At 62.7% G+C, this 19,725-nt stretch carries 23 protein-coding genes and 2 pseudogenes; 8 read left to right on the forward strand and 17 right to left on the reverse strand.

The annotated features are described in order from the left end of the window. Positions 1-128 precede the first annotated feature (128 nt). Complete coding sequence (locus PQR42_RS44260) at positions 129-728, forward strand: GNAT family N-acetyltransferase (protein WP_408393283.1); 600 nt, start codon at positions 129-131, stop codon at positions 726-728. Between the two features lie 81 nt (positions 729-809). On the opposite strand, the gene kdgT is transcribed toward PQR42_RS44260, so the two are convergent. Continuing rightward, on the reverse strand, positions 810-1,829 hold the full coding sequence (gene kdgT / locus PQR42_RS44265) for a 2-keto-3-deoxygluconate transporter (RefSeq protein ID WP_408221406.1): 1,020 nt from the start codon (positions 1,827-1,829) through the stop codon (positions 810-812). Positions 1,830-2,097: 268 nt separating this feature from the next. Here kdgT and kduI point away from each other — a divergent pair, with 268 nt between their 5' ends. The 3 genes from kduI (at position 2,098) to kdgR (ending at position 4,744) form a co-directional block, all read left to right on the forward strand. Next, positions 2,098-2,934 carry a 5-dehydro-4-deoxy-D-glucuronate isomerase gene (gene kduI / locus PQR42_RS44270; RefSeq protein WP_408393287.1) on the forward strand — a complete coding sequence of 279 codons (837 nt, stop codon included), beginning with the start codon at positions 2,098-2,100 and terminating at the stop codon, positions 2,932-2,934. Positions 2,935-2,986: 52 nt separating this feature from the next. Beyond that, positions 2,987-3,757: a 2-dehydro-3-deoxy-D-gluconate 5-dehydrogenase KduD gene (gene kduD, locus PQR42_RS44275; protein WP_408393290.1), complete on the forward strand. Its 771-nt coding sequence runs from the start codon at positions 2,987-2,989 to the stop codon at positions 3,755-3,757. Positions 3,758-3,871: 114 nt separating this feature from the next. Next, complete coding sequence (gene kdgR / locus PQR42_RS44280; RefSeq protein ID WP_408221400.1) at positions 3,872-4,744, forward strand: DNA-binding transcriptional regulator KdgR; 873 nt, start codon at positions 3,872-3,874, stop codon at positions 4,742-4,744. A gap of 11 nt (positions 4,745-4,755) precedes the next feature. On the opposite strand, the gene PQR42_RS44285 is transcribed toward kdgR, so the two are convergent. Further along, positions 4,756-5,688: a TauD/TfdA dioxygenase family protein gene (locus tag PQR42_RS44285; protein ID WP_408393292.1), complete on the reverse strand. Its 933-nt coding sequence runs from the start codon at positions 5,686-5,688 to the stop codon at positions 4,756-4,758. A gap of 795 nt (positions 5,689-6,483) precedes the next feature. Between PQR42_RS44285 and PQR42_RS44290 the strand changes: the two genes are divergently transcribed. Together PQR42_RS44290 and PQR42_RS44295 are read left to right on the forward strand one after the other, a co-directional pair. Continuing rightward, positions 6,484-6,882: a hypothetical protein gene (locus tag PQR42_RS44290; protein ID WP_408393294.1), complete on the forward strand. Its 399-nt coding sequence runs from the start codon at positions 6,484-6,486 to the stop codon at positions 6,880-6,882. 78 nt (positions 6,883-6,960) lie between these two features. Beyond that, the gene (locus PQR42_RS44295) at positions 6,961-7,209 is read left to right on the forward strand and encodes a hypothetical protein (RefSeq protein WP_310814977.1); all 249 of its coding nucleotides are present in this window, start codon (positions 6,961-6,963) and stop codon (positions 7,207-7,209) included. Between the two features lie 57 nt (positions 7,210-7,266). Here PQR42_RS44295 and PQR42_RS44300 read toward each other — a convergent pair whose 3' ends face one another. The 8 genes from PQR42_RS44300 to PQR42_RS44335 form a co-directional block, all read right to left on the reverse strand. After that, positions 7,267-7,518: a hypothetical protein gene (locus PQR42_RS44300; RefSeq protein ID WP_408221344.1), complete on the reverse strand. Its 252-nt coding sequence runs from the start codon at positions 7,516-7,518 to the stop codon at positions 7,267-7,269. A gap of 330 nt (positions 7,519-7,848) precedes the next feature. After that, the gene (locus tag PQR42_RS44305) at positions 7,849-9,096 is read right to left on the reverse strand and encodes an enolase C-terminal domain-like protein (protein ID WP_408221342.1); all 1,248 of its coding nucleotides are present in this window, start codon (positions 9,094-9,096) and stop codon (positions 7,849-7,851) included. A 38-nt stretch (positions 9,097-9,134) separates the two neighbouring features. Further along, the gene (locus PQR42_RS44310; protein ID WP_408221340.1) at positions 9,135-10,433 is read right to left on the reverse strand and encodes an MFS transporter; all 1,299 of its coding nucleotides are present in this window, start codon (positions 10,431-10,433) and stop codon (positions 9,135-9,137) included. An 82-nt stretch (positions 10,434-10,515) separates the two neighbouring features. Beyond that, the gene (locus tag PQR42_RS44315; protein ID WP_408393296.1) at positions 10,516-11,283 is read right to left on the reverse strand and encodes an SDR family oxidoreductase; all 768 of its coding nucleotides are present in this window, start codon (positions 11,281-11,283) and stop codon (positions 10,516-10,518) included. Positions 11,284-11,444: 161 nt separating this feature from the next. Next, a complete protein-coding gene (locus PQR42_RS44320; protein ID WP_408249725.1) occupies positions 11,445-12,164 on the reverse strand; it encodes a FadR/GntR family transcriptional regulator in 720 nt (239 codons plus the stop codon). Positions 12,165-12,433: 269 nt separating this feature from the next. Beyond that, positions 12,434-13,075 carry a glutathione S-transferase family protein gene (locus tag PQR42_RS44325; protein ID WP_408393299.1) on the reverse strand — a complete coding sequence of 214 codons (642 nt, stop codon included), beginning with the start codon at positions 13,073-13,075 and terminating at the stop codon, positions 12,434-12,436. 16 nt (positions 13,076-13,091) lie between these two features. After that, the gene (locus PQR42_RS44330) at positions 13,092-13,628 is read right to left on the reverse strand and encodes a chromate transporter (protein ID WP_408495882.1); all 537 of its coding nucleotides are present in this window, start codon (positions 13,626-13,628) and stop codon (positions 13,092-13,094) included. Then, positions 13,618-14,013, reverse strand: a complete 396-nt coding sequence (locus PQR42_RS44335) for a hypothetical protein (RefSeq protein WP_408393305.1) — start codon at positions 14,011-14,013, stop codon at positions 13,618-13,620. Before PQR42_RS44335 ends, PQR42_RS44330 begins: the two co-directional genes overlap by 11 nt. 7 nt (positions 14,014-14,020) lie before the next feature. On the opposite strand from PQR42_RS44335, the pseudogene PQR42_RS44340 reads away from it, so the two are divergent. Then, a pseudogene (locus PQR42_RS44340) lies at positions 14,021-14,410 on the forward strand (Hsp70 family protein); the annotation flags it as partial. Positions 14,411-14,449: 39 nt separating this feature from the next. Here PQR42_RS44340 and PQR42_RS44345 read toward each other — a convergent pair. The 4 genes from PQR42_RS44345 to PQR42_RS44360 form a co-directional block, all read right to left on the reverse strand. Then, entirely contained in the window at positions 14,450-15,214 is a 765-nt protein-coding gene (locus PQR42_RS44345; RefSeq protein WP_310814974.1) for a ParA family protein, read from the reverse strand. Positions 15,215-15,290: 76 nt separating this feature from the next. Beyond that, the gene (locus PQR42_RS44350; protein WP_408393307.1) at positions 15,291-15,428 is read right to left on the reverse strand and encodes a hypothetical protein; all 138 of its coding nucleotides are present in this window, start codon (positions 15,426-15,428) and stop codon (positions 15,291-15,293) included. 55 nt (positions 15,429-15,483) lie between these two features. Next, the gene (locus tag PQR42_RS44355; protein WP_408221326.1) at positions 15,484-15,630 is read right to left on the reverse strand and encodes a hypothetical protein; all 147 of its coding nucleotides are present in this window, start codon (positions 15,628-15,630) and stop codon (positions 15,484-15,486) included. 93 nt (positions 15,631-15,723) lie between these two features. Then, on the reverse strand, positions 15,724-16,347 hold the full coding sequence (locus PQR42_RS44360; protein WP_408393310.1) for a TetR/AcrR family transcriptional regulator: 624 nt from the start codon (positions 16,345-16,347) through the stop codon (positions 15,724-15,726). Positions 16,348-16,381: 34 nt separating this feature from the next. Between PQR42_RS44360 and PQR42_RS44365 the strand changes: the two genes are divergently transcribed. Next, entirely contained in the window at positions 16,382-17,620 is a 1,239-nt protein-coding gene (locus tag PQR42_RS44365) for an MFS transporter (RefSeq protein ID WP_408495885.1), read from the forward strand. On the opposite strand, the gene PQR42_RS44370 is transcribed toward PQR42_RS44365, so the two are convergent. From PQR42_RS44370 to PQR42_RS44380, 3 genes and pseudogenes are all read right to left on the reverse strand, one after another. Further along, a complete protein-coding gene (locus PQR42_RS44370) occupies positions 17,581-17,760 on the reverse strand; it encodes a hypothetical protein (protein WP_408393316.1) in 180 nt (59 codons plus the stop codon). The two genes, PQR42_RS44365 and PQR42_RS44370, sit on opposite strands and share 40 nt — an antisense overlap. A 19-nt stretch (positions 17,761-17,779) precedes the next feature. Beyond that, the gene (locus PQR42_RS44375) at positions 17,780-18,958 is read right to left on the reverse strand and encodes a 4-hydroxybenzoate 3-monooxygenase (RefSeq protein ID WP_408393319.1); all 1,179 of its coding nucleotides are present in this window, start codon (positions 18,956-18,958) and stop codon (positions 17,780-17,782) included. A gap of 241 nt (positions 18,959-19,199) precedes the next feature. After that, a pseudogene (locus PQR42_RS44380) lies at positions 19,200-19,725 on the reverse strand (threonine ammonia-lyase, biosynthetic); the annotation flags it as partial.

Here is a 19,725-nt window from a genome sequence, read left to right on the forward strand (position 1 = left end):
GCTATCTGGTCACCAAGGCTGTATCGGTGATGTCGGTTTAAGGCGGAACGGGGCGGCTTACTCGCCGCCTGTTTTTACACCACGGCACCGGGTCCGCGAGTCATTGCTCGCGGACCTTTTTTATTGTCATGAACGATACGATCTCAAGACTCATGCAACCCACGCTGACTGGCAAGACCGTGGAGCTCCGGCCGCTTCAGCAGGAACACGCACAAGGTTTGCTCGACGCCGCCGCGGACGGGCAATTGTGGAATATGAAGCTGACCGTGGTGCCCGGACCCGGCACCATCGACAGCTATATCGCGACCGCGCTCGAAGGCCGCGCGGCCGGCACCGTGATGCCGTTCGTGATCGCGCGGCGCGACACCGGCGCGCTGGTTGGCAGCACGCGCTTCTGGAAGATCGATCGCATGAATCGCAAGCTCGAAATCGGCCACACGTGGTTGAGCGCATCGGTGCAGCGCTCGGCGGTGAATACCGAGGCGAAGTACCTGTTGCTCACCCACGCATTCGAAGCGATGCAATGCGTGCGTGTGCAATTCACCACGGACGAACTCAACGAGAAATCGCGCGCGGCGATTCTGCGCATCGGCGCGAAACAGGAAGGCGTGGTCCGGCACGAACGCATCATGCCGGATGGGCGTAAGCGCAACTCGGTGCGCTTTAGCATCATTGATGAGGAATGGGCGGAGGTGAAGGTGATGCTGGAGGCGAAGCTGGCTCGTTAGCCGCCCGCCCCGCTGCGCGCGGCGACCCGTTCATTCGTGAGGCGTAGTGAACGAGCCGCCGCTTGACTCTGCCACGATGCGTCAAACGTGCGCGTCCCTCTGCTCACCCAGCGGCGGCGTATTCGCCGCCGCGAACTCCTCGCGTAACGCATCGCGCGCATGATGCCGGCGCACCCACATCGCCGTGAGAATCGGCACCAGAACGGCCGTCACCAGACAGGCCGTCGCGACCATCGCGGTCGCGGCCGGCACCAGCGGCTTGAAGCTCGGAATCATCTCGCCGATGATCGCCGGATTCGCCACCGCGGCCCCCGCCGTCGACGACGCCGCCAGCCCCGCCGCGCCATTGCCGCCCGCGATCCAGCGGTCCGCGAGAATCAGCGGGATGCCTGTCACGACGATCACGCCGAGACCCAGCACGATCCCCGGCAAGCCGCTCTTCGCGATCACGCCGAGGTCGATGCCGTTACCGAGCGCAAAACCGAAGAACGGAATCAGCGGATGCACGCAACGGCCAAAGAATTCGCGCAACTCACCATCCAGATTGCCCAGCGTGAAGCCGACCAGAAACGGCAGCACCGCACCGACGAACAGGCGCGGCTCGAAGAACGCCACGCCGGTCGCGCCGAGAATGATCATGCTGACGAGCGGCCCCGATTCGATCGACATCAAAACGAACGCGCCCGCCTCCTCCTTGGTCCCGTATTGCTGCATCACGGCCGCGTAGAGACCGCCGTTGGTCATGTCCATCGACGTCGTGATCGCCAGCACCGAGAGGCCGGCAAAGAGCCCCGCCTTGACGCCGTCGATCGGAATGAAGTGCGACGCGATGATCGTCGCGATCCACGCCACGAGCATTTTCGTCACCAGCAGCGTGCCCGACTTGCGCAGCACCGTGCCGGTCGCCCGCAGATCGATGGTCGCGCCCATGCAGAAGAACCACACCGCGAGAATCGGCACGGTGCCGGAGATCAACCCATTGGTGAACGATCCGAAGTACTTGCCCGCGCCCGGCGCAAACGTGTGGACGCAGGCGCCGAGCAGCAACGGCACCAACATCAGGCCGCCAGGAATGCGGTCGATGGCCTTCTTGATCTTCATGCCTCCTCCATGGACTTCGCGTCCAGTTATTGGGTAATTCACCCTGGGTAATGTCCCGTTCTCGCGCCGGGCTGCTCCCTTTCGGCGCAATATAGCATCGCGAAAGGAACGGCGTTCCGATTCTGCTGGAAATTACGCTCATCGTTTACCCGTGTGTTCTTGGAAACCCTTGCCAGTCATGATGCGGCGGTGCAATATTTTCGGACCACTGTTCCGAAATGGTATTTCTGCGCTACAGTCGAGCCCACAACCCAGCGGAGAAAAAACAATGGAAGTGAGACAGGCCATCAACAGCGAATACGCGAAGACGCTGGACACCGAGGGACTGCGCAAGGCGTTTCTGGTCGATCAGGTGTTCGAGCGCGATGCGTTGAAACTCACCTACAGCCATATCGACCGGATCACCGTCGGCGGCGTGATGCCGGTCACGCGCGTGGTCGAGGTGCCGGGCTCGCTCGGCAAGGCGATCGGCGTGAGCTATCTGCTGGAGCGGCGCGAACTCGGCGCGATCAACATCGGCGGAGACGGCTGGGTCGACGTGGACGGCACACGCTACACAGTGCGCAACGAAGAGGCGATCTACATCGGCAAGGGTACGCAGGCCATCGCCTTCGGCAGCGACGACGCCGCGCGTCCCGCCAGGTTCTACCTGAACTGCGCCCCTGCTCACACGTCGTATCCGACCCGCACGATCTCGCTCGCGCAGGCCTCGCCGCAAACCCTCGGCGACCCCGCCACGAGCAACCGCCGCACCATCTACAAGTTCATCGTTCCCGAGGTGCTGCCCACCTGCCAGCTTTCCATGGGCATGACGAAACTCGAACCGGGCAGCCTGTGGAACACCATGCCGTGCCATACGCACGAGCGCCGTATGGAGGTGTATTTCTACTTCAACGTCGCCGACGACGCCGCCGTCTTTCACATGATGGGCGAGCCGAACGAGACGCGGCACATTCTCGTGCACAACGAGCAGGCGGTGATCTCGCCGAGCTGGTCGATTCACTCCGGCGTCGGCACGCAGGCGTACACGTTCATCTGGGGCATGGTCGGCGAAAACCAGGTGTTCAGCGACATGGATCACATCGCGGTTCGGGACCTGCGTTGATGGGCCGCTTTCTTACGCCGCTTTTTGACCTCAGCCACTACGATCGCACGACATGGGCTCGAACACCGTGAACCCCTTTGATCTCACCGGCCGCGTCGCCATCGTCACCGGCGGCAACACGGGCCTCGGCGCCGGCATGGCGGTCGCGCTTGCCGCGGCCGGTTGCGACATCGTCGGCGTGAGCCGGGCCGACGCCGGCGACACCGCCGCGCGTGTCGAAGCCTGCGGACGCCGCTTCGCCGACGTGCGCGCCGATCTCGGCTCGATCGCGCCGGTCGAGGACATCGTGCGCGCCGCTGTCGAAGCGTTCGGGCGCATCGACGTACTGGTGAACAACGCGGGCATCATCCGCCGCGAGGACGCGCTCGATTTCACCGAAGCCGACTGGGACGCCGTGGTGGACGTCAATCTGAAGAGCCTGTTCTTTCTCTCGCAGGCCGCCGCGCGGCAGTTCGTGAAACAGCAAAGCGGCGGCAAGATCATCAACGTCGCGTCGATGCTGTCGTTTCAGGGCGGCATCCGTGTCGCGTCCTATACGGCGTCGAAAAGCGGTGTGCTCGGTCTCACGCGGCTGCTCGCGAACGAATGGGCGGCGCAAGGCATCAACGTCAATGCGATCGCGCCGGGCTACATGGCGACCGCGAACACGGCGGCGTTGCGCGACGACGTCCAGCGCAACGACGAGATTCTCAGCCGCATTCCGGCCGCCCGCTGGGGCACGCCGGACGATCTCGCGGGGCCGGTGGTGTTCCTCGCGTCGCCGGCTTCGGACTACGTGCATGGGCATACACTGGCGGTGGACGGCGGCTGGCTCGCGCGCTGACTCGGCAGCGCGCGCCGGACGCGGTATGCTCTCGGCGCCTCGCCGGCGCATGCGCCGGGAAACGCGTGAACTTCGCGCGAACGTTGCGGGAACGGATAGACAGGGAAGACGGAAATGGCATCAGCAGGCAAACAGCGCAAGGACGACGGCACCGCCCAGGCGCAAGACGCGGAGAACGCCGACTGCGGCGAGCGGGGCGAATCGGCCTCGTCGATCGGCCGCGTCTTCGCGATTCTCGGCGCGATCGGCGACAGCGGACAGATCGGCATCAGCGAACTGTCGCAACGGCTCGGCATGTCGAAGACCACCGTGCATCGCGTGATCCAGACGCTAAAGGCGCTCGGCTACGTGACGCAGGAAGTGGAAACCGAGCGCTACCGGCTGACCATCCGCCTGTTCGAACTCGGCGCGAAGGCGCTGGAAAGCGTCGATCTGGTGCGCGAGGCCGACGTCGAAATGCGCCGCATCGGCGAAGCGACGCGCGAGGCGGTGCACCTCGGCGCATTCGACGAAGACGCCATCATCTACATTCACAAGATCGACGCCGACTACGGGCTGCGCATGCAGTCGCGCATCGGCCGGCGCAATCCGCTGCACAGCACGGCGATCGGCAAGGTGTTGCTCGCGTGGATGGACCCGGCCGACGCGCGCGAAGTGCTCTCGCACGTCGAATTCCGCAAGTCGACGCAAAAGACGCTCTCGTCCGCCGAAGCCGTGCTGAGCATCTTGCCGCGCGTGCGCGAGCAAGGCTACGGCGAGGACAACGAGGAACAGGAAGAAGGTCTGCAGTGTCTCGCGGTGCCGGTGTTCGACCGCTTCGGCCGCGTGATCGCCGGCCTGTCGATTTCGTTTCCGACCATGCGATGCGGCGCCGACACGAAGTCGCACTATGTCGCGCTGCTCAGGAAGTCGGGCCTCGCGATCTCGACGCGGCTCGGTTATCGGCAAGCGACGGCGCCGGAACAGATCGCCGCCGAGCCGGGCTGAACTTCAAGCCGTCAGGCCGCCTTCGCCGCCGGATTCGGCTGCACGCTGCGCGTGAAACTGCGGCGGCCGTCGACGCTCACCGGCACGTCGCCCTTCAGCGTCACGCGGCGCACCACGCGGTGCGCGTCGCCGTAGTCGTTGACCGCGTAGTGCTGAGTCGCGCGGTTGTCCCAGATCGCGACGTCGCCCGCCTGCCAGCGCCAGCGCACGATGTTCTCGAGACGCGTCACATAGCCTTGCAGCAGTTCCAGCAGATGCGCCGACGCGCTCGGCGTGAGCCCCACGAAACTCTTCACGAAGTGCCCGAGAATCAGCGTCTTTTCGCCGGATTCCGGATGCACGCGCACGACCGGATGCTCGGTCTCGTAACGCGTGGACACGAACGCCTCGCGGTAACGCTTGATCGCTTCGGCGTCGCGGCCGCGCTCGCCGACACTGGTGTGATTCGCGTAATCGTATTCGTTGCTGTGCACGGCCCAGAGTTGATCGGCGAGCGCCTTGAGCGGCGGCGGCAGATCGTCGTAGGCGGTGGCCGTGTTGGCCCAGACCGTGTCGCCGCCCACGTCCGGAATCGTCACGCCACGCAGGATCGACGCCTGCGGATAGGCATCGACGAAGGTCACGTCCGTGTGCCATGAATTCGCGCGGCCGCCGCGATGCGAGTCGAGTTCGAGCAAATAGTCCGTGCCGTCCACCACCGGCACCGTGGGATGCGACACCGGCTCGCCTAGCAGCCTGGCGAAGGCTTCCTGATCGGCGTCCTGCAAGTGCGTCTGGCCGCGGAAAAATATCACCTTGTGACGTACCAGCGCCGCACGGATCGCTTCGACGGTGGCCGCTTCGAGCTGGCTCGACAGTCGTACGCCACGAATTTCCGCGCCGATGCGGCCGGTGACGGGATGAATGTCCAGTGTGTTGGACGTCGCGAGACTGAGGTTCGACATGCTATGCAACTCCTGGTATGAGGAAGAGAAAGGTCGGCGCTGACCGGCAAGAAGGCGATTGAACTGGAGCCGCAAACGCACACCCGACCCAGCGATCTAACCAGTCTTGGCGGCGCGCGTAAAACACTTGTTTTTCATGTGCTTATCACACGCGGCGTCGTGAGGGTCGTGCGCTGACGCGGTGGCGTCGATATTGGCGCGATGCTGTCGTTCATGTTCGTTATCGAGGCGCGCGCATCGCACGAACGCATGTGCACGCACGGTTGCGTACGAGAAATCGGTCGAGGATGCTCGTCGGCACAGCTAGTCTGCAACCGAATGTATCCGCACGGCATAGCTGAAACGATCCGTGCCGCCGCACGCATGACGGCCGCGGATACACGCGCAATTCAACTCGCCGCAACGCGCGAGACGCCCGACCACGCCGTCTTTTCCACAATGCGTTCAATGGCTTGCACGCCCGACTGCACGTCACGCCCCGTCTCGTCATTGCGCCCCGATGCACGCTATTTAAGCGACGCGCGCCTCGCCGGCATACATCGCTATCGACACGTCCTGTTACACACAAACACACCGGTAATGCCGCGGCTCAGTAGAGTTCGGGTCACAAGGAAACGGGAGCAATGTCATGAAGAGAATTTTCGCGCTGGTCATTCTGGCCGTCACGCTCGGCAGTGCATTGGGCGGTTGCATCGTGGTGCCGGCAGGCGGCTACCACGACCACTATCACGATCGCTACTGAGCGCGAGCCGCGCAAGACTTTCCACTCACCATCGTAGAAGCCGGAAATAAAACATGAACCAATCAAAAAACCGCTGGCTGTCCATGGCGATCGTCGCGGGTCTCGGAATCGGCGCATCGTCGGTCGCGCTGGCCCACGTCGATGTGGGCGTGAACATCGGCATTCCGGGCGTCGCTTACGCGCCCGAACCCGTGTATGCCCCGCCGCCGCCGGTCTATGTACCGGCTCCGCCGGTGGTCGTGGTGAGTCCGGGCTGGTACGGCGAGCGCTATTACGACGGCCACCGCTACTGGGAACGACGCGAGTGGGAAGAGCGTCATTACGGCGGACGCGAGTGGCACGAAGCGCGTGGTCCGCACGGCGACTGGCGCGGTCACGATAACGGCTGGCATGGCCATGGCCATGGCGACGACGACGACCACGGCCACGGTCATGGCCACGGCGATCATTGATACCTGGGCCGCGGCCGCGTCGATGACGCGGTCGCGCCGCGCACGCATTCGCGCCACGCCTTCTGTAGGAGCGACGATTTGCTACGCAGCGATCCAAGACGAGTTACCGCGCAAATCAACGACACGCTGATCTGCGCCGAATACAGCGAACAAACCGGTCAATTGTGTTTGCGTCAGGACGGCGCACTGTTGCGCGAATGGTTTCCACCTCACTCGTGGATCGCGATTGCGTCAGTGGCGGGCGCGCGGCATTGGGGCACGCGGCCTAGCGATGATGATTTGCTGGCGCTGCTGCACAACGAGATGACACTGTTGCGCACGCCATAGAAGAAGACAGTGAGATTTGCGCGCGGTGATGTGCTCGCCGCGCGCTTAGTGAATCGCTTAACGCGCGTTGTGAATCGGCGGCGAGTAGGAGCTGACCGTCGTGTCGTTGCTCTGACCTGCTTGCCACGTGCCAAGGCTGGCTGAACCATATCCGCTGTTGTCGGCCTGAGCCGCGCCTTGCTGGCTCGAGGCCTGCGCTTGCGCAGCCTGTGCGCCTTGCGATACAGGCTCATTGGACGACTGAGCGAACGAGGCTACCGGCGCGGCAAGAACAACGGCGATAGCAACGGCTTGAATGAGCGACTTCATGAAACCACCTCCAGAGATTGTCTTTCTACGCGCTGCGGCTAGGGCTGTATTTGCAGCGGTAGGTTGAGTGTAGGTGGCCAGCGCGGTGGGATAAATCCGCCAATCCTGAATTCACTGTTGCTGCTGCCACTACAATGAAAAACGGCTGTTCAGCGAGTGTTTTTTAAATTTCATTTGCTGGAAATTCGCCGTTTCTCGGATGGCAATGGAGAGACTGTTCGGCATTGCGCGCATAGTCGCGTTTTTTGCGGCGCAACGTCGAGAGCGCCGACGCACGGATCCTGTTGCCGAGCCGAGATCCGTGCACACCATTACATCAGAGTGGATATTTCACGGCGTTTGCAGCGTACCGTCTTTCAGGCGCGTTTGTGTCCACGTCGTCACGCTGTTTTCGCAGGGATATTTCGCGGCCTCGGCTTCGTCGATATCGACGCCGAGGCCCGGCTTGTCGTTGGCGTAGACGTGGCCTTGCCTGAACTCGGGCAGGCCTGGGAAAACATCGAGCAAGGCTGCTCCCGGCCCTTTCAGGTCCTGGATCACGAAGTTCGGCGGCTCGGTGCCCGACCATTCCTGCACGCCGAAATTGCGCGCGGCCAGATCGATATGAATATTTGCCGCATGCGCCAACGGCGACATGTCGCCGGGGCCGTGCCATGCCGTCCGAACCCCGAATTGCTCGGCAAAAATCTGCAGCTTGCGTCCGGCGGTAATTCCGCCGATCTGGCTCAGATGCACGCGGATGAAGTCGATCAGCCGCTCGGTGATCAGGAAGCGCCATTCATAGGGATTGTTGAAGAGCTCGCCCTGCGCCAGCGGCGTGGTCGTTTTGGCGCGCAACTGCCGCATCCATTCCCCCTCCTCCAGCGCGATCGCGTCTTCGAGAAAGAACAGCTCGTAGCGCTCGAGTTCGCACGCGAAGCGGATCGCTTCGACCGGCTTCAAACGTTCATGCACGTCGTGACACAGTGCGACGTCGAAGCCGATCTTGCTGCGAATGCCGTCGAACAGCTTGAGCGTATCGCGCATGTACTTACGGCTGTCGAGATAGACGCCATCCGCGGCGCCGTGCGGCGCGCTCGCCGGCGCCTTGCCGAAACCGCCTCCGCCGTAGCCGCCGCTCTGGCAGCGAATGTGCGTGATGCCCTGCTCGCGATACTTCTGGATGTTCTCGCACAACTCGTTCAGATCGCGGCCATCCGCGTGGCGATAGATCGGCACGCCTTCGCGGCACTTACCGCCGAACAGCTGGTACAGCGGCATGTTCGCCAGCTTGCCCTTGATGTCCCACAGCGCCATATCGACGCCGGAGATCGCGTTGTTCTCGATCGGGCCGTTGCGCCAGTACGCGTTCTGATGCATCAGTTGCCACAGTTCCTCGATCGCGTCCGCATCGCGCCCGATCAGCAGCGGCCGCAGATACTCCTCGATGAGACACTGCACCGCGACATGCCGGTAGGCGAACGTCGCGCATCCCAGGCCATAGAGACCGGGCTGGTTCGTCTCCACCTTCACGACGATCAGGTTGATGCCTTCCGGCGCGGTCAGGATGACTTTTACATCGGTAATCAGGGTTGCCATGTTCTATCTGCCAGGTTTCAGCCAATCAGTTCGATCGACTAGTGTTGCGTGCGATGCAGCGACAGCGATGCTTCGCGCTTCGCATGCTCGTCGGAATTCGCCGGCACCGTCATCATCAGGATCACGGACGACAGCAGGCCGCCCGCCATGAAAATATAGGAAGCCGCCGGGCTGCCGGTCGCGCCGTTCAGATATCCCACCACCCATGAGCCGGCGAACGCGCCCAGCGCGCCGCACGCGTTGATCAAACCGATCGCGCCGCCCAGCACGTTGCCCGGAATCAGTTCCGGCACCAGCGCGAAGAACGGGCCGTACGGTGCGTACATCGTTGCGCCCGCCACCACCAGCAACGCGAACGAGATCCAGAAATGCGAGCCGCCGATCAGGTACGACGCCACGAACGCAATGGTGCCCACGAGCAGCAGCGGCCAGACGAACAGCTTGCGGTTGCGCGTCTTGTCCGAAAGCCACGACGCGAGCAGCATCAGGATGATCGCCGCGAGATACGGAACCGCGGCGAGCCAGCCGACCGAGACGATGTCGATCGTCGACGCCGCCTTGAGAATCGACGGCAGCCACATGATGAAGCCGTACACGCCGATGCTCCACAACGCGTGAATCGCACAGAACTTCAACACGATCGACGAGCGAAACGCCGCCTTGTAGTCGCGCACCGGTGCGATATGCGCCTGCTCGGCTTTCAGGCGTGCGTCGAGTTCGGTCTTCTCGGCATCGCTCATCCACGGCGCGTCGGCCGGGCGATCCTTCACCGTGAACCACCACACGACCGCCCATGCGAGCGCCGGCAAGCCTTCGAGAATGAACATCTCGCGCCAGCCGAAGCTATGCACCAGATAGCCCGACACCACCGACATCCACAGCACCGTCACGGGATTGCCGAGAATCAGGAAGGTGTTGGCGCGCGAGCGTTCGCTACGGGTGAACCAGCGGCTGATGTACATCAGCATCGACGGCATCACGGCCGCCTCCACCACGCCGAGCACGAAGCGCAGCACCATCAGCATCGGAATGTTGCTGACCATGCCGGTAGCCGCCGCGCACAGCCCCCAGAGAATCAGGCTAAAAAAGATCAGCTTCTTCACGCTGTTGCGTTGCGCGTAAATCGCGCCGGGCACCTGAAACAGGCAGTAACCGAGAAAGAACAGCGAACCGATCAGCGACGACGTGCCGTGCGTGATGCCGAGATCGCGATCGATGCCGGCCGCGGCGGCAAAGCCGTAGTTCGCGCGATCGAGATAGGCGAGGCTGTAGGTGATGAAGATGATGGGCATCAGATACCACCATCTTTGAGTTGCTACGGGTTTGACGCTTTCCATGATGTCTCCGGATCGGTACGGCATACTCACTATCTGGCGCGGGCGGTGTTTCTTGTTGTGCTCTACCCGCGCGAATCTGTCTTCACAGTACGGCCAACCAGCCGCCGTCCACGTAAATGATCTGGCCGTTCACGTAGCTCGAAGCCGGCGACGCCAGATACACCGCCGTGCCGACGAGCTCTTCCGGCTTGCCCCAGCGTTGCGAAGGATTGCTGTTCTTGACCCACGCATCGAACGCGGCGTTTTCGATCAGCGGCTTGTTCATGTCGGTCAGGATGTAGCCCGGACCAATGGCATTGGCCTGAATGTTCGCGGCCGCCCATTCGGCGCTCATGGCACGGGTCAGCATCTTGATGCCGCCCTTCGCCGCCGTATAGGCGCCGACCGTCGCGCGCCCGGCCTCGCTCGTGAGCGAACCGATGTTGATGATCTTGCCGCCCGTGCCGCGCGCGATCATGCGGCGCGCGGCCTGCTTCGCGACGATGAATGCGCTCGTGAGATTGGTATCGATCACACGCTGCCAGTCGCTCAGTTCGAGGTCGACGAGCGGTTTGCGAAACTGGATGCCGGCGTTGTTGATCACGATGTCGACTTGCACGCCGTCCTTGTCCCATTGCGCGAAGGCTTCGGCGACGGCGGCTTCGTCGGTCACGTCGAACGCGCGGCCTTGTGCGTTCAAGCCCTTGGCGCGGAGCCGTTCAACGGCTTCAGCCACCGTATCGGCGCGCGTGCCGTTCAGGATCACGCCGGCGCCGGCGGCAGCAAGGCCTTCCGCGAACGCGAAGCCGATGCCGCGCGCCGATCCGGTGATGAGCGCCGTGCGGCCGCTCAGATCGAATAACTGTGTCATGCACGTGTCCTCTCGATGTTCGGTAACGAGGCGCGAGTGCGCCCCTCGCGTGTCGTCATGACAGCCGCGATAAATGAGTTGGGGATGCAACGGCGCTGCTTCTGGACGGTTCGCCTAAGAGCCTGCCCCGTGCGGTCGTGTTGCGTGGTTCAGGCGATTCGTCACGCGGGTTTCTCGTTAGCGCTGCGATCGAGCGCGGCACGGTCCTCGAAGTCCTGCTCGGCGCGCTGGATCAGCGTCAGCACGGCCTGTTCCGCCGCCACGGGATCGCCCTGCTCGATCGCGACGCACAGCGCCTCGTGCATGGGCAGCGAGCGAGCCGGCCCACCCTCGATCTCCGAGCTGAGTTCGAAACTGGTGCGCAGGATCGCCGACAGCGCGTTCTGCATCTGCTGGACGAACTGGTTGTGGCAGGCCGTGAGAATGGCGCCGTGAAACGCCAGGTCGGCGGGAACATATTCGCCGTGCCCGGCGACCGCGCGCTCCATCAGCCTGAACGCGCGCCGGACCGCGACGCGATCTTCCGCCGTCGCGCGTTTCGCGGCGAGCCGTGCGGCGTTCGGCTCGATGATCAGGCGCAACTCCATCAGATCTTCGATGAGGCCCGGCTCGACGGCGCCCGCGCGAGCCCGCCATGTGATCACGTCCGGGTCGAACAACTGCCATTGCGAACGCGGCAGCACGACGGTGCCGTAGCGGCGGCGCACCTGAAGCATGCCCTTGGCGGACAGCGACTTCATCGTCTCGCGGATGGTGATGCGGCTCACCTGCATCTGCTCGGCAAGCACGGGCTCGGCGGGAAGAATGTCGCCGGGCATGAACTTGCCTGAACAGATCTGCTCGCCCATCTGGTTCAGGACCTGCCTGTGCAAAGTCGCCACGATATACTCTCTAGGTCATACGTATGATGTAGAAAGATAGACGCAAGAACGCGGCATGGCAATGCGGGTTGACCCGGGTGTGAGCGGGAATGGGAGGGAGATGCCCGACCGGGCGGCCGGGTTCGGATTCTGGCGGTAATGATCAGATCATTCGACGGTCACGGCACCGTTGATCACCTGTGGCCATGGAATCCCGCACGTACCACACGTCTTCAAAGGAAGGGATAGGCGGCGAAGAACGCGCAACTATTCGCCGCCCAAATAGCAGCTTACGGAGCAACCGCCACGGAAAAAGCCGGCCTGCCCTTGATCGCCTGAAGCCATCGGTCCAGCGAAGGCAACGGCTGCGGCGCCTCCAACGTGTCAGGAAAACGCTCAGCCAGTTGCACCCAGCGGTGCGCCGCGAGGCCGACGCCAATATCGGCCGCGGTAAAGCGATCCTGCGCGAGATAGTCGTGCTTTTCGAGGACCGCGTCGGCTATGCTCAGAAGCCGCGTTGCATCGCGATATGAACGCTTGATGGCATCGTAGTCGCGTTGCGCCTCCGGCACACGCGTCAGCCCGAGGAACGCGACACGCAATGTCGCCCACAGCGTGCCGAGTTGCCAGTCCATCCAGCGCTCGACGTCGGCACGCGCAGCGGGGTCGGACGGCAAGAGCGTCTGTGCGTCATACTTCGCGGCCAGATAACGGACGATGGTATTCGACTCCCACAACACGCACTCGCCGTCGACGAGCGTCGGCACCAGTCCATTCGGATTGAGCGCGCGATACTGCGGCGTGTCGATCACACCGTACTCCAGTCCTGCGTCGATCCGCGAAAACTCCCGTCCCTCTTCGAAACCCAGTTCAGCGAGACACCACAGCACTTTCTGCACGTTGATCGAACTGCGCCTGCCATAGACCTGCATTGCCATACCTCGTTAGCTAGAGAACGTGGCTGATTATCACATTCACGAGTCCCGCGGCGAACAGAACGATCAGGGGATTCATCTTCGGCCGCGAAAGAAAGATGCTCAACGCGATGGCCGCAAGCGCCCAGATCGTCCACGTCGAAGAAGACGCGCGCAGCACGGAAAATGCGCCGGCGAGAATCAAACCGGTGGCGATCGGCGCGAGGCCCTGCTCCGCCGTCCGATGCCAGGGATGCTGTTTGTGCCGCGTCCACGCAAGCGTCGCACCGTAGGCAAGCAACGAAGACGGCACGAACAGCGCGAGCGACGCAATCACCGCGCCGAGGAAGCCCGTCGCCTTACAACCGATCAACGTCGTCAACAATGCACCCGGCCCGGGCGCCGCGCGCGAGATCGCAAACAGGTCGACGAATTCGGCTTGCGTCACCCAGCCGTGGATCGCTACCGCCTGCTGGTTGATATCTGCGACGATACTTTGTCCGCCGCCCAGCGAGAGCAGTGACAACGGCGCGAATACGGCGATCAGTTGCAGATAGATGTTATCGCGCACCTTGGCGGTTCCTCCACGCAACATACAGCCCTGCCGCTCCCGCCACGATAGCGACCGGCACGAGCGGCCAGCGCAGCACGCCGACCGCGACGAAAACCGCGACGATCATTACGAGCGGCCAGCGTTGTACCGCGAGCAGCGAGCGCGCGGTACGAAAGCCCACCGATGCGGTCATGCCGATCGCCGCCGCGGCGACGCCTTCGAGAAACTCATGCAGCCACGCGAGTTGCGCGTCGACGGCTTCGACGGCCGCCTGCTGCGCGCCATCAAAAGCATCCTCGGGACGGGTATCGCGGAATCCAGCACGGCCTTGGGCGATGGATCGGCAATCGCGTATCTCGACGTGATCGCGATGCTCATCGGCCACCTGAAGGGCTGCGCGCAAACGCGGGCTGATGCGGGTGGTGGACCGGCGGCTCGGCCGTGCGCTCGCCGCGAGTGCGGAATGGGCAAAGATTGCGATTGCGGCTGGGGGCGACACGCTCATCGAGATCGCCCCGATCGAGCCAGGCGTGAGCGTGGCTTTCGATGAACAGCAACTTGTGGAAGCCTCGCGCGAAGAAAGAACGCGGATCGTTCAAGCCGCGCGGGAGACTGCGCGGCTGGCGGGCATCGCTGTGGGCAAATTCGACGCCGTGTACTTCACCGGCGGTTCGACCGGGCTCGCCTCCCTGACGCACGCCATTGCAGGTGCGTTTGCGGAAGCCGAGCTCGTGTTCGGCGACCCGCTAGCGAGCGTGGCGACCGGCCTCGGCATCCACGCAAAACAGGTGTTCGGTTAGCTGGAGACTAGTGACGGTGGCGTTACCCCGACGTGCCCGCTATCCAATCAATTCCCGATGCAACGCCATGAATTCATGGGCGAGCTTGTGCCGCGGATCGAAGTGAATCATCGGCTTCGCGTACTGATGCGACTCGCGAATCTTCACAGACGTCGACAATCGCGACTCCAGCACGGGCAAGCCCTCGCTGATCAGTTCCTCGACCAGTTGAAGCGGCAGACTCGCGCGCGGCTGAAACTGGTTGATCACGATTCCCTCGACTTCCAGGCCGGGATTATGGTCCTGCTGGATCTCTTTCACATTGTCGAGCAGCGTGTACAACGCGCGGCGGGAAAAGTCGTCACAGTCGAACGGAATCAAACAGCGGTCGACCGCGATCAGCGCGGAACGTGTGTAGAAATTCAGCGCGGGCGGCGTATCGATGTAGATCGCATCGTACTCATCCAACTCGTTCAACGCGTCACGCAGCTTGTAGATCTTGTAGCGCGATTCGAGCTTGCCGTGCAGCGTGTCGAGATCCGGATGAGAAGGCATCACATCGAGGTTTTCGAACGGCGTGCGGTGAATGAACGTCGAGGCCGGCGTCGGCCTGAAACTGAAACTCAACGCAGTTTCGAAGAAGTCCGCGACGTTGGGCTTGAGATCGCTGGCCTGCTTGCCAAGAAGATACTGGCTCGAGTTGCCTTGCGGGTCGAGATCGATGACCAGCGTACGCAGGTTCTCGCTGGCGTTGATGGCCGCCAGGTTGCATACGATGGTCGATTTGCCCACACCGCCCTTCTGGTTGAATATGACACGCCGCATGGACCTCTGCCCCTTATTTGAAGAACGCACCAAAGGCACAGCTTACCCTGGCAAAATGACAGCGCGAGGTGCGTCCCTATGAATAGTTCTCGAAGGCCTTCACCTGCGTCCAATCCAGCCAGGTCAATTCCCACACGCGATGAATTTTTCGGTCGACATAGGTCACGATCAGCACGACTTCGAATTCCACGGGCGCTTCGTTCGGCTGCTGCATTTTGATCCAAACACGTGCAGCGACTCTCTCCGGGCTTTCGACCCAGGTGTCGTCGTCATACCTGATTTCGAAGGTGACATCTGTCGCGTACACCTTGCGGGTGCCCTTCGGCGAAGGCGTCGTAGTTCTGTTTCTGGCCGTTGGTCTCGAGAACGAAATCCGGATGGTAGTCATGCGCGATCAACGAAGCGTCTTTCTTCATGACCATTTCGCTGAACATCTCTTGCAAAAGTTGTCGGGTCGATACGTTCTGGATCATGGCGATAGTCCGGAATTGAGTTGATGCACATCGAGATTAGCGCGTTCGTCGGCTGGCCGGCTTTTCACCGAGAGGCCGCAGCCTCGACAGGTACGCATCCACCAGCGCGATGAGTTCCCGCCGCAAGACGGGCGACGCAAGCTGTCCCTGCCGTGCCGCTTCGTGGACGGCACCCGCGAGCGCGCCCGCGAGCACCCGCGCGCCCACGCAGTCGCGTTCGGCAGCGCCGTGAACGTTAACCCTGAACAGCGTTTCGTAAGCCTTTCTGCATTCCACATCGAAGCGATCGTGAGCGCCGCGCGAATCCTCGCCGCGCGGGCTCTCTTCCAGCAGCACGCGGTGTGCCGCCGGATGCCGGCTGTGCACCGCGATCATCCCGTCGACGAGCGCCGTGACGCGTTTCACGCGCGGCGTTTCGAGGTTCGCCGCGGCATGGAGCACCGCGAGCACATCGTCGAAGTGCCGGCGACGGACGGCTTCGATCAGCGCCAGCTTGTTGGGGAAGTACTGATACAGCGATCCGATGCTCGCGCCCGCGGCTTCCGCCACGCCGTTGGTGGTGAGCCCTTCCCAGCCGCGCTCGCCGAGAATGTGAGCCGCCGCATCGAGAATGGCGTCGATGGTGGCCCGCGAACGCGCTTGCTGCGGGGCTTTGCGCATCGCGCCGCGTGGCGAGTTTTATCGCCGGCGAGATTTGTTGATTTATCTGGGCGCCCGGTTTCTATCGGAAGCGGCGACGCTCGCGCAATCCGTCGCGATCGGCTGGACCCTGTACAGGTTATCGAACATGCCGCTGACGCTCGGCATCGTCGGTATTGTGCAGTTCGTCCCGATGTTCCTGCTTACGCTGCCCGCCGGTGAGTTGTGCGACCGGCTTTCGCCTCGGCCGCTGATCATCGCGGGCCTTGCACTTCAGAGTCTTTGCGCTGTTGCATTCTTCGCGCTGACGCTTTGGCAGACGCCGGGCCCGTGGCCGTTCTATGGTGTCTTGCTGATATTCGGCGTGGCACGAGCGCTCGTCGAACCCGCGGAGCAGGCGCTCTTGCCCTTTCTGGTGCCACCGGAACGATTGCCCCGTGCTATCGCCAGCGCGTCGGCCGCGTGGCAGATAGCCGTGATCGCCGGACCGGCGCTCGGTGGACTGGCCTATGCATTGGGCGCTGCTGTAGCTTATGTGGCTTGCGGTGTCGCCTTCCTTGTGGCGCTCCTCGCGCTCATGACGCTCGGCGGGCGGCGACCGGTGCGCGTCGACAACGCGCCAATAAAACTACGCGTGGCGCGCGTCATCGAAGGTATCAAGTTCGTGCGTTCCCAGCCTGTCGTGCTGGGCGCCATCTCCCTCGACCTCGCCGCGGTCCTGCTCGGTGGCGCAACGGCCCTGATGCCCGTCTATGCTCGCGATATTCTGAAGGTGGGACCCACCGGACTTGGCATGCTGCGCAGTGCGCCCGCAGTAGGGGCTTGTCTGTGCGCGTTGGTTCAGGTTCGTTACGCCTTCGAGCGACGCATCGGCCTCAAACTGTTTGCCGCCGTCGGCGTGTTCGGGCTCGCGACCGTGGTGTTCGCGCTCTCCAGGTCGTTCGTCATGTCGGTGGCGGCGCTGGTGATCGTCGGTGCCAGCGATATGGTGAGCGTCAACATCCGTTCATCGCTGATTCAGCTCGCCACGCCCGACGCGATGCGTGGACGTGTCTCGGCGGTCAATATGCTGTTCATCGGCGCATCGAGCGAGCTGGGGGCCTTCGAGTCAGGCCTCGCGGCGGCATGGCTGGGGACTGTCCCGGCAGTGCTTCTCGGCGGTATCGGCACGCTGTTCGTCGCGGCGCTTTGGGCCGCCGCATTCCGCGTACTCAGGAAAGCCGACCGCATTCATTCGCTCGCGCAACACGACATTCAGCCGGCGAAAGTGATGGGCACGCCGCCGTGCGGATGACTCGCTGTGCGCACCGCGATACTGTAGATCGCAATCGGTATTTCAGCGCCGATCAGTTTGCCTACGCAGCCGCTTGCACGCAGATGAGCGTCTTTCAGCACGATCAGATCGTCGCTGAAACGCGTCGCCGCTTCATTCAATGCGACGCGCCCTGCCCGCTCACGCTCGCGCGCCTGCGATGCCGACGTAGTTTTCCGCCATCACCGTGGCCGCCGCGCGCGACGTCGTCACGTATTCGAGCTCGGCCACCTGAAGCTGCTGCTCGAAAGGCGACGCACCCTCGATACGGTGCATCATGCTGGTCATCCAGTACGAGAAATGCTCGGCACGCCAGATGCGTTTGAGCGCGGTCGCGCTGTAACTGTCGAGCAAATCCTTGCGATTCTCGACGTAGAACGCGTTCAGCGCCTCGGTCAACACGCGCACGTCGGCCACCGCCAGATTCATGCCCTTCGCGCCGGTGGGCGGCACGATATGCGCCGCGTCGCCCGCGAGAAAGAGCCGGCCATGTTGCATGGTGTTCGATACGAAACTGCGCATGCCGACAATGTTCTTCTGAAAGATCTTGCCGTCGACGATATTCTGGCCGTCGTGCGAATCGACTCGTGCATGCAGTTCCGCCCAGATGCGGTCGTCGGACCAGTTCTCGACGGAATCCTTCGGATCGCACTGGAAATACATGCGCTGCACATTCGGCGAGCGCGTGCTGATCAACGCGAAGCCGCGCTCGTGACGCGCATAGATCAATTCACCCGATGACGGCGGCCCTTCGCACAGGATACCGAACCAACCGAACGGGTACACGCGTTCGAAATCCTTGCGCAATGCCTGCGGAATCGATGCGCGCGACACGCCTTGCGAACCATCGCAGCCGATCACGAAGTCGCACTGCAGTTCGTACGCTTCGCCTTCGTGGCGATAGCGGATCGACGGCTTGTCGGTATCGATGCCGTGAATCGACGTCTCCGAGACGCCGAAGCGCAGCTTGCCGTCGTCGGCCACGCGTGCCGCGACGAGATCCTTGATGACTTCGTGCTGCGCGTAGACCGTGATCGAATGCCCCGTGAGGCCGGTCAGATCGATGCGGTGCCGCTTGCCTTCGAAAGCCAGCTCGAAGCCGTGATGCAGCGCGCCTTCCGCTTTCATCCGTGCGCCGACGCCGGCTTCGGTCAACAGGTCCATCGTGCCTTGTTCGAGCACGCCGGCGCGGATGGTGGATTCGATCTGATCGCGACTGCGCGACTCGAGCACGACGGAGTCGATGCCACGCAGATGAAGAAGATGGGAAAGAAGCAGGCCCGCAGGCCCGGCACCGATGATGCCAACTTGGGTGCGCATGAGTTGTCTCCTGAATGCGGCGTTAGATTTGCACTCAGTTTGACGATCGCGCACGGTATCGCGCAACGCGATATGGCGGATAGGCTGTATCTAGTTTTCAGATAGCGGCCTGGGGCGGGCACATGCAGCCGGTAGGCGCAATCGAGCCCTAACGCCGTCCAGACGGGGCTTTTGGCCCATTCACTCGACGACTCATTCTTCGCGCGGCGTTGCGCCAGGCCAAGGTAAACCCCGAGCCACGCTACGACGCAAGAAACAGTCGATACACCGGATTCTGCGTCTCTTCCCAGTTCGGATAGCCGAGCGTGGCGAGAAAACGGTCGAACACCTCGTTCTCGCTTTCCGGCACCTGGATACCGACCAGAATCGAGCTGTAGTCCGCGCCCTGGTTGCGGTAGTGGAACAGGCTGATATTCCAGTTCGGTGCCATCGACGAGAGGAATTTCATCAGTGCGCCCGGCCGCTCGGGAAACTCGAAGCGGAATAGACGCTCGTCGTGTGCCAAAGGCGAGCGCCCGCCGACCATGTAGCGGATGTGCTGCTTGGAGAGTTCATCGAACGTCAGGTCGACTGTGGCGAAGCCGTGCGCCTCGAACGCGCCCGCGATCTGCGCCGACTCGCTGCGATTCCTGATCTGCACGCCCACGAAGATATGGGCGGAATTCGCATCCGCAATGCGGTAGTTGAATTCGGTGACGCTGCGCGTGCCCAGCAGTTCGCAAAAACGCCGGAAGCTGCCGCGCTCTTCGGGAATCGTCACCGCGAAT

This window comes from Paraburkholderia sediminicola, from assembly GCF_046027355.1.
Taxonomy (GTDB): domain Bacteria; phylum Pseudomonadota; class Gammaproteobacteria; order Burkholderiales; family Burkholderiaceae; genus Paraburkholderia; species Paraburkholderia sediminicola_B.

Excerpts from the sequence above, each read along its gene's own strand:
- PQR42_RS44260 (WP_408393283.1), top strand. The coding sequence starts at position 129 with ATGAACGATACGATCTCAAGACTCATGCAACCCACGCTGACTGGCAAG.
- kdgT (WP_408221406.1), bottom strand. The coding sequence starts at position 1,829 with ATGAAGATCAAGAAGGCCATCGACCGCATTCCTGGCGGCCTGATGTTG.
- kduI (WP_408393287.1), top strand. The coding sequence starts at position 2,098 with ATGGAAGTGAGACAGGCCATCAACAGCGAATACGCGAAGACGCTGGAC.
- kduD (WP_408393290.1), top strand. The coding sequence starts at position 2,987 with ATGGGCTCGAACACCGTGAACCCCTTTGATCTCACCGGCCGCGTCGCC.
- kdgR (WP_408221400.1), top strand. The coding sequence starts at position 3,872 with ATGGCATCAGCAGGCAAACAGCGCAAGGACGACGGCACCGCCCAGGCG.
- PQR42_RS44285 (WP_408393292.1), bottom strand. The coding sequence starts at position 5,688 with ATGTCGAACCTCAGTCTCGCGACGTCCAACACACTGGACATTCATCCC.
- PQR42_RS44290 (WP_408393294.1), top strand. The coding sequence starts at position 6,484 with ATGAACCAATCAAAAAACCGCTGGCTGTCCATGGCGATCGTCGCGGGT.
- PQR42_RS44300 (WP_408221344.1), bottom strand. The coding sequence starts at position 7,518 with ATGAAGTCGCTCATTCAAGCCGTTGCTATCGCCGTTGTTCTTGCCGCG.
- PQR42_RS44305 (WP_408221342.1), bottom strand. The coding sequence starts at position 9,096 with ATGGCAACCCTGATTACCGATGTAAAAGTCATCCTGACCGCGCCGGAA.
- PQR42_RS44310 (WP_408221340.1), bottom strand. The coding sequence starts at position 10,433 with ATGGAAAGCGTCAAACCCGTAGCAACTCAAAGATGGTGGTATCTGATG.
- PQR42_RS44315 (WP_408393296.1), bottom strand. The coding sequence starts at position 11,283 with ATGACACAGTTATTCGATCTGAGCGGCCGCACGGCGCTCATCACCGGA.
- PQR42_RS44325 (WP_408393299.1), bottom strand. The coding sequence starts at position 13,075 with ATGCAGGTCTATGGCAGGCGCAGTTCGATCAACGTGCAGAAAGTGCTG.
- PQR42_RS44345 (WP_310814974.1), bottom strand. The coding sequence starts at position 15,214 with ATGCGGCGTGTCATATTCAACCAGAAGGGCGGTGTGGGCAAATCGACC.
- PQR42_RS44350 (WP_408393307.1), bottom strand. The coding sequence starts at position 15,428 with ATGCAGCAGCCGAACGAAGCGCCCGTGGAATTCGAAGTCGTGCTGATC.
- PQR42_RS44355 (WP_408221326.1), bottom strand. The coding sequence starts at position 15,630 with ATGAAGAAAGACGCTTCGTTGATCGCGCATGACTACCATCCGGATTTC.
- PQR42_RS44360 (WP_408393310.1), bottom strand. The coding sequence starts at position 16,347 with ATGCGCAAAGCCCCGCAGCAAGCGCGTTCGCGGGCCACCATCGACGCC.
- PQR42_RS44375 (WP_408393319.1), bottom strand. The coding sequence starts at position 18,958 with ATGCGCACCCAAGTTGGCATCATCGGTGCCGGGCCTGCGGGCCTGCTT.